Source organism: Catalinimonas alkaloidigena (assembly GCF_029504655.1).
GTDB lineage: Bacteria > Bacteroidota > Bacteroidia > Cytophagales > Cyclobacteriaceae > Catalinimonas > Catalinimonas alkaloidigena.
Genome location: NZ_JAQFIL010000001.1, coordinates 5,109,483 through 5,122,391, shown reverse-complemented (window position 1 = coordinate 5,122,391; position 12,909 = coordinate 5,109,483). Strand labels below are relative to the sequence as shown.

Below are 12,909 nucleotides of genomic sequence, written 5' to 3'. Positions count from 1 at the left end.
TAATACTCAAAATTACGCCAAGCGGTATAACACCAACCCAGCTACACGTTAACGGTTAATTCGTCATCAATCAGGGATTTGAGTTCAGGTTTGCAGCTACCACAGCCCAGTCCGGCACCCGTAGCTTCGCAGAGCAGTCTCAGCTCATGGCAACCCTGGTTAATCGCTTCGGTAATATTACCTTTCCCCACATTTCCGCAGGAGCAGACGAGCTTTCCTTTTACTGGCCTTGAAGCGCCACCACTCCGGAGCAGTTTTTCCCGCATGTCGCCCAGTTCTGTCTGTTCTTCAATCAGGCTTTTGAACTCCGCAAACTCAGACTTATCACCCATCAGGATAGCACCTACCAGCCGGTCCTTGTGGATGATGCACTTTTTGTAATAAGCTTTAGACTTATCCAGAAAGAATATTTCTTCATACTCGTGCCGGTGCTTATGCGGTATGTCCGGAATGCCAATAGAACATAAATCCAAGTGTGAAAACTTGAGAATATTCATAGGTACTGAGCCCTGGTACATGCTCAGCGGGTCTCCGGCAATGAAGCGAGCAGCCATATCAGCCTGCTGTTCAGCAGCAGCAGTAATGCCCAGCATCTTCTCGCGATGTTCAGCAATTTCGCCCAGCGCAAAAATATTTGGGTCAGAGGTTTGTAGGTAGTCGTTGACTTTTACGCCTCTGCCACAAGCCAGATGTGCATCGCGGGCGATCTCAATATTAGGACGGGTACCAATAGCATAAACTACCGCATGGCAATGCAATGACTTTCCACTTTTAAGCCTTACCAGAATAGGTTCCCGGGCTTTATGCTGTTCAATCAGTTGTACCTGGTCATTCATCTGTAGCTGTATGCCCATTTCTTCCACTTTCTCTCGTAGCAGATTACTGGCAGTGTAATCCAATTGTCTTTCCATCAGGCGGGAAGCCAACTGGATGATGGTCACCTTTACATTCATTTCCAGTAGTGAGGCCGCCAGTTCTAAACCTAAAAGCCCTCCACCTACGATACTCACATGAGCTTCTTCGGGCAGGTAATATTTGAGCTTATCGGCGTTTTCTCGGCTGCGCATGGTAAAGATTCCCGGGTAATGCATGGGTACATCGCCAGGTACAAAGGCACGGCTACCTGTAGCCATCACCAGTAGGTCGTAAGGGTGCTTTTGTCCATGCGCATCGGTTACTGTTTTGTACTCACGGTCAATCATGCAGATAGCATTGGAAGGGTGCAGGTGAACATGCAGTTGATCAAACTCCTCTTCTGTTTTGAACTTCATCAGATCGTGCCAGCCCAGGCTTTCGTTGATGTATTCGGGCAGAAGCACCCGGTTATAAAAAGGATGCTCTTCTTTGGAAAAGACATGTATTTCATCTTCTTCATTTAGCTCCCGATAGGTATTGATAAAGCGATAGGCGGCTGCGCCTGCTCCTACAATAATAATTTTCTGCCTGGTTTTGCTTATTTTTTCTACCTGTACCGCCGAGAACTTGAAGTCAGGCTCTTTGGAAACAGGGTCGTAAAGATTGTTGGTGAGGTTATTGGCTCTTCCAAAATCTTTTTGCAGTATTTTGCCCCAGTGCATCGGCAGAAAAACCACTCCTTTTTTGATGTTTTCGGTAATTTTTGCCTTCACTTTTACCTCTCCTCTGGCATTGCTTATCAACACCACATCATCTTCGCGAATATCTCTAATCAACGCGTCTGAAGGGTGAATCTCCAGAAAGGGCTGGCTGATATGTTTCCTGAGCTTTTGTACTTTTCCGGTACGTGTCATAGTGTGCCACTGATCACGGACACGTCCGGTGGTCAGCACCAAAGGAAAGTCAGGCGTAAGTGGCTCCGAGGCATTTGCGGCACCACTGCTTTGTATCTGCGCACGCTGGTTAGGCGTATAAAACTTCTTGTCTTCAAACAACCTTTCTGTTCCCGAATGACCTTTTTGTGGAACCGGCCATTGCATACTGCCCTTTTCCTTCAGCACTTCGTAGCTCAAACCGGAAATATCAATGTTGGTACCTTTGGTGAGTGCGCAATGTTCGGCATATACCTCAGCCATAGAGGAATAATCAAAGCCACGGAAACCCATTTTTCTCGCAAAACGGCACAGTATTTCCGCATCAGGCAAGGCTTCTCCGGGGGGGGCAATCGCTTTTTCCAGGTAGCTGATTCTTCGTTCCGAATTGGTCATAGTGCCTTCTTTCTCCAGCCATCCCGCGGCAGGGAGCAGCAGGTCAGCATAGGCTACAGTATCAGAACGATTAGAAATGTCCTGTACCACTACGAAAGCGGCATTTTCTAATGCTTCTTCTATTTTACGGGCATCAGGCAGACTAACTAATGGGTTGGTACAGATGATCCAAACGGCTTTCATTTTACCTTCCCGAAGAGCATCAAACATTTGGGTAGCCGTGAGGCCGGGCTGAGCGGCAATGCTATCTACGCCCCAGAAGTCAGCAACTTCCTGCCTGTCATTGGCATCGAGTAAGTTTTTATGCGCTGCCAGCAGACTGGCCATGCCCCCTACTTCTCTACCTCCCATGGCGTTGGGTTGCCCGGTAAGTGAAAATGGTCCCGAGCCAGGTTTTCCGATATGTCCGGTGATCAGGTTGAGGTTAATCAGGGCCAGGTTTTTATTGACGCCGGAGGCACTTTGGTTAAGCCCCATTGCCCAGAAAGTAAGAAAACCTTTGGCATTGCCGATGTACTTGGCAGCCAATAGTATATCATCTATAGAAATATCGCAGGTTGCAGCAGCTTCCTGCAAAGATTTTTGCATCACTTCTTTGCGGTAAGTCTCAAAACCATCGGTATGCCCCTTGATAAAACTCAGGTCAATATCCCCCTGTTCTATCAGACATCTTCCAATTGCGTGATAGAGGACGGCATCGGTACCCGGACGAATTTGCAGATGCAGATCAGCCAAAGCACAGCTCTGGGTTTTGCGAGGGTCTACGACGATGATTTTAGCATCAGGATTTTGCTCTTTGTGCTTTTCTATGCGACGAAAGAGGATAGGATGGCACCAGGCAGGATTGGCTCCGGCAATGAAGAAGCAATCTGCCTGCTCAATATCATCATAACAGATAGGGACGGAATCTTCTCCCAGTGTTTTGACATAGCCTGCCACAGCTGAACTCATGCAGAGGCGGGAATTGGTATCAATATTATTAGTGCCCAGAAAACCTTTGGTGAGCTTATTCACCAGATAGTATTCTTCGGTGAGGCATTGCCCGGAAACGTAAAAACCTATGGAGTCTGGGCCGTAGTTTTGGATCAATGATTTAAAGACAGCAGCTGCCCTGTCCAGTGCGGTATCCCAGCTGACCTTTTGCATAGGCGCGGCACGACTCCATCGCATTTGCGGATGCAGGAGGCGGTCGTTCCTTTCCTCCACCACATAATTCAGGTTCATCCCCTTGGAGCAAAGCATTCCCTTATTCACAGGATGATCAGGATCACCTTTGACGCTTACTTTTCCCTGACGGTCTTTGTTCACAATAATTCCACAACCAACTCCGCAGTAAGAGCAGGTAGAACGAAAGCTGCTGGGTTGATTTGTCATACATTTGAAGTTTAGTGACAAAAAGATATTGATATGATGAACTTATAAAGGGAAGAAAGAGCCTGAGGGCCTGGCTTCAGACTCTTTCTCATGATCAATTTTTAAGCTAAGGCGGGCTCGAGTACCAGCTTTCCTTTTTTGTCAGCCAGTGCAGTATCCATTTCCTCTTTGGCTTCTTTTTCAGCCACAGCAGAGAAACGTACCGCAAGCGTCAGAGATGATACACAGGCTACGATGATACCCATGATCAGCAGAGCTTCAGGATAAGTCAGGCTTTCAGATTTGAAAAGGAAGCCCGCAGCCACAGCTCCGGCGTTACCGCCTGCGCCTACGATACCAGAGATAGCGCCTACTGCCTTTTTGTTGACAAAAGGAACAACGGAGTAAGTGGCACCTTCAGACATTTGTACGAACAGGCTGAATATAATCATGGTGATGATGGCGAGAGGAAGTACGCTCATTTGAGAAAAAAGGATCAGCGCAGCTCCTTCTACCAATAGGGCTATACCTAAGAATGCAACCCGCCCTTTAAGCCCCCACCTGATACCGGCTTTATCGCCAAAAAATCCACCCAGAGAACGGGCGAAGATATTCATCAGGCCAAAAAGTCCGGCGATAAGTCCTGCGGTTTTCAGGTCCAGGCTAAAGTAATCGTGATAGTAAATCGCAGCAATATTGTTGATGGTAAGCTCTACGCCAAAGCATGCACCATAGATCACAAATAATGCCCAGACACGATAATCTTTAAGCGCAGTTTTGAATGCTCCTTTGCTCTCTTTGCTCTTGAGGTGAAAGTCAGGGTCACTTTTCTTGAGGTCTTTCAGATTACCTTCAGGCAAGTCAGTGGTATACTTATAATACAAGATACCGCAAATGATAAGGGCGATACCAGGCACTACCATTGCATATCTCCAGGCATCGGTATCCAGAAAGCCAAGCCCAACGAAGGCTGCAAAGATCAGCGGCATTACCATCTGGGTTACGCCTCCACCCATATTACCCCAGCCAGCAGTAGTAGCATTGGCTGTACCTACCACATTGGGGGCAAACATCATGGAAGTATGGTACTGGGTGATCACAAAGGACGCACCGATTACGCCAATGGCTAATCTGAACATAAGGAAAGATTCATAGCTGTTGCTTAGTCCGATCAGCATCACCGGAATAGACCCGAGTATCATCAGATAAGTATAGGTGATTCGGGGGCCGATTTTGTCGCATAGCCAGCCGATGGCAAGCCTTGCAAATACGGTGATAGCCACTGAAGAGATGATGATATTTCCGATCTGAGATTTGCTAAGGTCTAACTCTTCGCGCACCACCGCCATCAGGGGCGCGATGCCAAACCAGCCAAAGAAGCAGAGAAAGAATGCGAACCACGACAAATGGAAAGCGCGCATATGCACTGTATTGAGGCTGAATAATTTGATAGATGTCGCTTTGAATGAAGTTGTCTTTTTAGAAACAGCAGGTTTCTTAGAAGTAGTTTTCATAATACTAATTTAAGTATGGTTTCTACGAATTTTTACTTAGAATAGAATATAGGTTTGATGGCAAGCATTGCCCAGACCCATTGGTTAAGGCCTTTTCGTTCGGCTCCGCCTTTGATCGCTTCCAGCGATTGAGTAGAGAATAGCTGCGAATAGCCTAGTTTAAAATTGACATCGGGTGTAAGGTTCAGATTGTACACCAGGTCAATTTCTTCACCTAATTGTGCTGATAGTTCTTCTCCATTTCCCTCGGCCGCATAAATAGTCGTTGGGGAACTGAAATGATGTACATGAGCGATCAAAGCGGATTTATTACCGAGCTTAAATTTTGACTTGACATAAAAGTCCAGTAGTCCTGAAGTCTGACCATTTAGCCCGTGATTATTGCCCACATAGAAATAGTCCATAAACCCATAAAACTTATGGTTGGTACCATAAAGCGGATTAAATGAATGGTTATTACCATCTGTGGGATTGGTGCCTGAGAGATAGTCTGTACCGATGGTCAGCGGGGTATATCTGGTATTGAAGTTTACATTTACAGCAGCCAGCCAGGCGCTTACATTTCTACCTGATGGATCTTCCCCTCCCTGATAGTAGAGTTCACCCTCTAGCTTCACTTTTCCTAAATTTTTGTCACCTATGAACCCGTAAGTCTGGCGAAATGCAGTAGTTGAATCTGCCTGTTGACGGCCATCGTTAAAAATCAGTAAAGATGCCTTAGCAGTAGCCCAGTCTTTATGTAGCCAGATGTACTGCATGGTTTTATAATTATTTACATCTTCGTAATATGTAGAAGACAGTTCTCCCGGCTCAAAGGATATATTTTGATTGAAGCCTGCCCCTGCATGAAAGGTAAAGCCGCTACTGTCCTGGTATATAAATTTTACCGCATCGTGGCTGCGGCCTTGCTGTGCCCAGTCCAGATTGCCCAGAAAACGAGCATTATCATAATCCAGTGCCTGGCGTCCCACCCGAATAGAAGTTTGAGGGGTAAACTTATACTCTCCCCAGGCTTCATACACATTGGTAAGTGCCGGATCTTCTTTGTAGATCTGGTCGGTATTTCCCCAGATGCGTACATCCTGAAGGCTAAACTGAAATCCGAGTTTCTCCTGCTGATAACCTACATACAGGCGGGAGCGCTGTTCTATAAAGAATGCGGCTTCCTGTGCTTCGGTGTTGATGGTCTTGAAGCCATCTCTGAATTCAGCCCGGGGGCGGATTTCACCTCCTATAGAAAATTGAGCATATACTTCTTTGATTGAGCTCAGCTGGAGCAGCAGCAGACATAAGGTTTTTGTAAATGTTAAACGCATGTTTTTGAAGTTTAAGTAGTCAAAGCAAGCGTCTTCCGGGCTTATGCAACTCGTCTGACATTCCAAAACTATAAATAAAAAATGTTTTTACGTAATATTACGTAAATTTTATTTTGAAAAAATAATAATTAACAGAATAATTACTTAGTAATCTGCTGATAGGTCTTGGAAAAGAGGTGTTTTTAAGTATGGTACGTAGTTTTTTATTTCTGAACTGAAGTTCTGAGAAGTAACAATTCTATCAGGAAATACACAGACGTTTATTCCTACACTGGGAAAATTGGAAAGAGGAGGTGAGAGTAACTAGGACTGCAAGTCGTCGGGTATATTAAAATTCTTAAACTGAGGTAAAAGCTCAGATGGAATACTGATCACAGTGGCTTTCAGCATCTCCTCAACTATATTGTGCATGCTCTGGTCCTGAAGCTTTTCGTCTTCATAGTATTGCATGAGTATTTTTAGAGAAGCTTGGCTATATACACCACAAAGGGGTTGTAAATAATCCGGGGTACTGCATACGACTACTTTATCTTCCTGATTTAACTTTGCAAATTCATTGGCCCACCACAAAAAAGTATCACCAGCCAAAGCAGGCATGTCGCAGGGAAGGAAAAGAATGTCTTTTTCGGGAAATGTCAAATGAGCGGAGAGTATGCCTTTGACAGGGCCGTTGAGGTGAGCAGAAGAAGGATGGTCAAGAATTAGAGTTAGGTCGGAGAAAACATTTACATAAGCGTCTTTTTGCAGATTGTTGATAGATACATAGGTCTTTAGGCCAACCTTCTCCAGTTTTTGTTGCAGTGATTCCGTCCAGGCCAGGCCGTTCTCTTGGATCAAGCCCTTATCCTGTCCCATACGGCGACTTTGTCCGCCACTTAAAATTACTGCGATCATATTGTCTGGAGCCTTATCCATAAGCATCTCAATAAGTTTATTCAACCTTCGGTTTGGGCAAGAAAATCTTTAAGTCCTTTGTCATCTTCTACTTTTTTTAACAACTCAACTACATTGCTGACCCCCAACTTCTTCATAATATTAAAGCGATGAGTCTCAATAGTACGTATGCTTTTATTTAACCTTTCGGCTATTTCTTTGTTTCCAATGCCATCTACAAGCATCGTCAGTATTTGCTTCTCACGCTTGGTAAGCTCATAGTTCACAACAGTGGATTGTGGAGCCGATGCTTTGGGGTTTTTGGTATTCAGATAGCTATCAATAAAAATTCTGGAAACATCTGCACTGAAATACTTTTCCCCTCTGTGTACCGTCCGGACTGCTTTCAAAAACTCTTCTTTGCTGGAGCCTTTGAGCAGGTAACCGGAAGCGCCACTTTCTACCGCCTGCAAGATGTAGTCTTCATCATCGTGCATGGAGAGGATGAGTATTTTGGTAGTGAAACCCGACTTTTTAATCATTCTTGCTACTTCCAGCCCGGTCATTTCAGGCATGCGCACATCCAGTATGGCCAGATCGGGTGACAGTTGCTTTACTTGCTTAAATGCTTCCTGCCCGTTTTCTGCTTCAGAGATGACTTCAATGTCTCCTTCACTTTCTAACAATGATTTGATGCCGCTTCTTACTACGCCATGATCGTCGGCTAAGGTTGCTTTAATGGTTTCTCTTGTCTCTTCCATTGATGGGTAAATGTATGTTGATCCGGGTACCTTTTCCTGGTTCTGAGCTTAATTCAAAGGTGCCGTTAATATAATAAGTTCTTTCCTGCATATTCAAGATTCCCAGGCCTGTTCCATCTTTGCTTTCTCTTTTCCGGTAATTCTGAAAATCAAAACCTACTCCGTTATCAATGATATCAACATTTAAATAATGTGCTTTGTGGCTAAACTCTACCCTGATCTCATCAGATTTAGAGTACTTAATCGCGTTATTGACCGCTTCCTGTATGATACGGTAGAGATTGGTTTCTACGCTTTTATCCATACGGTTCAGAAAACCGGTCTTGTTCTCAAAAATAACGGTTTTGTCCGATAAACGGCTGGCTTCTGCGCAGAACCGGCGAGTAACCGGTACCAATCCGTAGTCACTGAGGGCACTGGGGTTGAGATTGAAAGATACCCTGCGTACTTCCCGAATTACCTGGTTGAGCATCTTCTGAGCTTCTCTTACTTTTTCCTCCCGGGTAGGCATATTAGGCTCCAGGTTAATATTCTCGATAGTAAACTTAAGGGCGGTAAGCTGCTGCCCAATCCCATCGTGGATGTCTCGCGAAATACGTCTTCTCTCTTCTTCCTGCCCTTCCAGTATCAGAATAGAGCGTACTCTTTGTTCTTTCAGCTCGCTCTCAATCTTGTCTTTGATGATTTCATGAGAGCGAGCTTCCGCTTCTTTCCTTTCGGTTTTATCAGAGCAAATGATGTTGAGCGACTCTATCTGCTGTTTGCGATTAAAAGTAGGGACAATGGTCATGTCCAGCCAGATGAAGTCTCCTTCTTCGGAAGTTCCTTTTACTTCGCCATACCAGGGTTCTCCTTGCATCACGATCTGGTGGATATTCTGTACCTGATCGTAGGGGTAGCCTTCATATTCCAGCCAGGCAAAAATATTACTATGCGAGGCTTCCTGGGTATCTCCTAAAATCTCTAAAAAATCATCGGATATGTAGGTGAACATTCCCGAAGGTTTGGTTTTCGCAAATACTTTTGGTAAATCTTCCTTTACATCTACTTTAGCCAGTTCCTGATAGGAGCGCTCCAGTGAACTGTATAAAGCACCAATCTCACGCGACATATCGTTGGCCAGTTTCTCCGACCTTAGCAGTTCGCCAATCGTCTTTTTGATCCTTCGGGCGGTAGGACGAAAAATGAAAAATAATTCAAAGAATATAATGGACAAAGAAAGTCCTAACAGACCCAGTTCAATAATTTCCAGCTGAATTACTCTTTCTCTGGCTTCATGATCATACTGAAAAACGATGGTATCCATGCCTGTCAAAAACGCTGACTCATGGGTGAGTATCTGCTTGATGTGGGGTTGGAGCCGGGTTGAGTCAATAGCTGGATGTTGGGAGATCAGGCGGAGGATGTCCTGACTGTTATTTACGATGGCTTTATAATCGGGGGTAATGGCCTGATACATTGAATCTACCGTAACGCTGTTATTACCGATAACCCCCAGGCTCTTGTCTCCTTCAAGCAAACCATGGTATGATTGCGTCCACAGGTCAAGAGCTTTTTCCAACTCATTAGCATAAACTTGGCGTTGTCCAGTATTTTCAGTTGCACCAATCTGTAGAGCAATTTTACTGATCTTCTGACTCAGCATACGCTGACGGCCTGCCAGGTTTACAATTCTGGAATCATATTCCTGTCTGCCGATGTAGCGCTGCACAAAGATCTGACTGATGATTATAGCCGCTGCTATGCCGGACAAAGCCAGTGCATACATCATACCCAGGCGTTCAAAGCCATGTTTTCTCTCCCGCTGCTTTTGCATGCTCTAAATAAATAAAAACTATAAGAATTTACGTAATATTACTTTGGATACTTAATGTTTTAGTCAACATAAATAAAAAAGCCGGAGTTTGTTACCCCGGAATTTTCGTTGTTCATCATATTTAGTGGATACGGCCTTATTCCTTAAAACCTATATATACGTGCTCATCTTTTATTTTAACCGGATAGGTGGCGAGGCTACATTCATCACCGTTAATGCATTCTCCTGTTTTCAGAGAAAATGATTTTTTATGAAAAGGACAGGCTACCTTAGGTTCCTCCTGATGCGTGCCTATCAAGCCTCGAGATAAAATCATCTGCATTTTATGAGGGCAGAGGTTCTGGCAGGCATACCACTCGTTGCGACGGCTAAAATTGAATACGGCAATTTGTTTTCCCTTGTACTGCACACAGGTTCCACCATTGCTGGGAAAAGCATTTACCGGAGCAGCTTTGAACCAGGTAGTGACTGCTTCTTCATTTACTGTTTTATATGCTTCTGTAGATATCATAAGTAATGTTTATAGATCAGTGGATAAAATGAACTGAGGGGGTAAATGGGCTTATTTGCCCCATTCGGCAGGTACTTTTTGTTCCCTGCGACGTTCAAAGCGTATACTTTCGTCAGGTTCATCTGAATTGATAAAGTGTGTAAACTTAGCCCTAAGCTCAGGATTATTGACCACTTCTTTCCACTCGCATTTGTATACATTCAGCGTACGCTTCATATCTTCCTCCAGCTGAGCCCCTATGCCCAGACAGTCATTGACCACCACATCTTTCAGGTATTCCATTCCCCCTTCCAACTTGTTGAGCCAGGTAGAGGTGCGTGTAAGTGGCTCTGCCGTTTTGATGTAAAACATGAGAAAACGGTCTATGTAACGGATGCAGCTTTCATTATCCAGGTCTGAGGCCAGGAGCTGGGCATGCTGCGGCTTGGCTCCACCATTTCCACAGACGAAGAGATTCCAGCCTTTTTCGGTAGCGATAATGCCAAAGTCTTTGCTTTGTGCTTCAGCACATTCACGGATACAGCCGGAGACCGCGCTTTTGAGTTTGTGAGGTGAGCGCAATCCTTTGTAACGGTTTTCTATTTCCAGCGCAAAAGATACAGAGTCATGCAAACCATAGCGGCACCAGGAAGAACCTACACAGCTTTTCACAGTACGTAGTGATTTTCCATAAGCATGTCCGCTTTCAAAACCAGCTTCAATTAATTCTTCCCAGATATCAGGAAGTTGATGCAAGTGCGCACCAAACAAGTCAATGCGCTGACCGCCGGTAATTTTGGTATACAAATCATATTTCTTGGCGACCTGTCCGATCACGATGAGTTTGTCAGGAGTAATTTCACCGCCGGGAACACGAGGAACTACAGAGTAAGTGCCTCCTTTCTGGATATTGGCCAGAAAGCGATCGTTTGTATCCTGTATGGTATCTTGTTCGGTGATCAGTTCATTCCAGATGCTGGCGAGTATAGAAGCCACTGCTGGCTTACAGATTTCACAGCCATCTCCTTTGCCATATTTGTCAAGCAGTTCGTCGTAGCTTTTTATTGCGTTGATTTTTACCAGGTCAAAAAGCTCCTGACGGGAATAGTCAAAATGCTCGCATAGCGTCTTCTTGACCCGCTTGCCCATACTTTTCAGCGTATGGTGAAAAAGGTCAGTCACCATGGGCATACAGCCTCCGCAACCTGTTCCTGCCTTGGTACAGGATTTCACCTCTTGCACCGAGTTCAGATTTCCCTCAGTAATTGACTGACATATCGCGCCTTTGGTAATGCCTTCGCAAGAGCAGATTTGAGCCTGCTCAGGTAGATTTTCCACACCTTGTCCTACAGAGCCTTCCCCTCCTCTGGCTCCTAAAATCAGGTCTTCAGGATCAGGAGGAAGGCTCAGTCCATTTTGCATGGTTTGCAATAACATGTTGTAAGCTTCCGCATCCCCTACAAGTATGCCTCCCAGCAGCAGTTTTCCGTCCGGGGAGAGGTTAATTCTTTTATAAATTCCTTTGGACTTATGCTCAAATACGATAGGGTAGTGGGCTTGATTTTCACAGAAAGGATCGCCAAAGCTGGCTACGTCTACCCCAATGAGTTTGAGTTTGGTAGACATATCGCTACCCATAAAAGTTTTTTCCTCTCTGCCCAGGATATGTTGGGCAGCTACTTCAGCCATATCATAACCGGGAGCTACCAAGCCATAAATCATATTCTGGTAAAGGGCAGCTTCACCAATAGCGTAGATATCGGGATCGGAAGTCTGCATAAATTCATTGGTCACGATGCCACCACGCGGACCAACCTCCAGATCACTTAGGTGGGCAAGCTCATCACGAGGACGTATTCCCGCTGAGATTACCAGCATATCTACATCCAGTTGTGTATTGTCAGCAAAATATAAGCCATCCAGCTTTCCGTTTCCGGCAATTTCGCGAGTGCTTTTGTTGAGGTGTATTTGTATTCCCAGGCTTTCAATACTGGTTTGTAATGCTTTGGAAGCTGCTTCATCCAGTTGACGAGGCATAAGGCGGGAGGCAAATTCCACTACATGGGTTTTCAGCCCCAGATCAAGCATGGCTTTGGCAGCTTCCAGCCCCAGTAAGCCTCCTCCGAGAACGGCTGCGCTTTTTACTTTGCTGCCATAAGAGATGATGGCATCCAGATCTTCTATGGTACGGTATACGAACACCCCCTTTTTGTCTGTTCCCGGAATAGGAGGTACAAAAGGGCTGGATCCGGTAGCCATAATCAACTGATCATATTCAAAAACCTGATGGTCATGCGTTTCTACAGTTTTGGCAGTCCTGTCCAGGTGAGCGATCAGTTTTCCGCTGTGCAGCTTAATCTGATTTTCTCTGTACCATTCCAGTGGAGCCAGGGTGAGCTTATCAGCGTTTTTATCCGAGAAGTATTCGCTGAGATGAACACGATCGTAAGCCAGCCGGGGCTCCTCCCCGAAAACAGTAATTGAAACATGCTCGGGAGATGCGATTTTACGTAGTTTTTCGCAAAATTTGTAACCCACCATTCCATTTCCTATGACGACAACTTTTTTCATAGCATTCGGTATTTAGCTATTTGTATTCAATC

Annotated in this window: 8 protein-coding genes; all 8 read right to left on the bottom strand. The window is 45.0% G+C overall.

Annotation, left to right across the window (positions count from 1 at the left end; genetic code table 11):
- Positions 1 to 41 precede the first annotated feature (41 nt).
- Complete coding sequence (locus OKW21_RS20810) at positions 42 to 3,557, bottom strand: nitrate reductase (protein WP_277482937.1); 3,516 nt, start codon at positions 3,555 to 3,557, stop codon at positions 42 to 44.
- Between the two features lie 101 nt (positions 3,558 to 3,658).
- On the bottom strand, positions 3,659 to 5,050 hold the full coding sequence (locus tag OKW21_RS20805) for a NarK family nitrate/nitrite MFS transporter (RefSeq protein WP_277482935.1): 1,392 nt from the start codon (positions 5,048 to 5,050) through the stop codon (positions 3,659 to 3,661).
- 32 nt (positions 5,051 to 5,082) lie between these two features.
- Entirely contained in the window at positions 5,083 to 6,366 is a 1,284-nt protein-coding gene (locus OKW21_RS20800; RefSeq protein ID WP_277482932.1) for an alginate export family protein, read from the bottom strand.
- A gap of 303 nt (positions 6,367 to 6,669) precedes the next feature.
- Complete coding sequence (locus tag OKW21_RS20795; protein WP_277482930.1) at positions 6,670 to 7,281, bottom strand: molybdenum cofactor guanylyltransferase; 612 nt, start codon at positions 7,279 to 7,281, stop codon at positions 6,670 to 6,672.
- 20 nt (positions 7,282 to 7,301) lie between these two features.
- Positions 7,302 to 8,000 (bottom strand): response regulator transcription factor, encoded by a 699-nt coding sequence (locus OKW21_RS20790; protein ID WP_277482928.1) that lies wholly within the window; start codon positions 7,998 to 8,000, stop codon positions 7,302 to 7,304.
- Positions 7,975 to 9,816: a sensor histidine kinase gene (locus OKW21_RS20785; RefSeq protein ID WP_277482925.1), complete on the bottom strand. Its 1,842-nt coding sequence runs from the start codon at positions 9,814 to 9,816 to the stop codon at positions 7,975 to 7,977. The genes OKW21_RS20790 and OKW21_RS20785 overlap by 26 nt, the downstream gene beginning before the upstream one ends.
- Positions 9,817 to 9,952: 136 nt before the next feature.
- On the bottom strand, positions 9,953 to 10,327 hold the full coding sequence (gene nirD / locus OKW21_RS20780) for a nitrite reductase small subunit NirD (protein ID WP_277482923.1): 375 nt from the start codon (positions 10,325 to 10,327) through the stop codon (positions 9,953 to 9,955).
- Positions 10,328 to 10,378: 51 nt separating this feature from the next.
- Positions 10,379 to 12,877 (bottom strand): nitrite reductase large subunit NirB, encoded by a 2,499-nt coding sequence (gene nirB, locus OKW21_RS20775; RefSeq protein WP_277482921.1) that lies wholly within the window; start codon positions 12,875 to 12,877, stop codon positions 10,379 to 10,381.
- Between the last annotated feature and the right edge of the window lie 32 nt (positions 12,878 to 12,909).

Coding starts and splice junctions, on each gene's coding strand:
- OKW21_RS20800 (WP_277482932.1), bottom strand. CDS start 6,366: ATGCGTTTAACATTTACAAAAACCTTATGTCTGCTGCTGCTCCAGCTG.
- nirB (WP_277482921.1), bottom strand. CDS start 12,877: ATGAAAAAAGTTGTCGTCATAGGAAATGGAATGGTGGGTTACAAATTT.
- OKW21_RS20790 (WP_277482928.1), bottom strand. CDS start 8,000: ATGGAAGAGACAAGAGAAACCATTAAAGCAACCTTAGCCGACGATCAT.
- OKW21_RS20785 (WP_277482925.1), bottom strand. CDS start 9,816: ATGCAAAAGCAGCGGGAGAGAAAACATGGCTTTGAACGCCTGGGTATG.
- nirD (WP_277482923.1), bottom strand. CDS start 10,327: ATGATATCTACAGAAGCATATAAAACAGTAAATGAAGAAGCAGTCACT.
- OKW21_RS20810 (WP_277482937.1), bottom strand. CDS start 3,557: ATGACAAATCAACCCAGCAGCTTTCGTTCTACCTGCTCTTACTGCGGA.
- OKW21_RS20805 (WP_277482935.1), bottom strand. CDS start 5,050: ATGAAAACTACTTCTAAGAAACCTGCTGTTTCTAAAAAGACAACTTCA.
- OKW21_RS20795 (WP_277482930.1), bottom strand. CDS start 7,281: ATGGATAAGGCTCCAGACAATATGATCGCAGTAATTTTAAGTGGCGGA.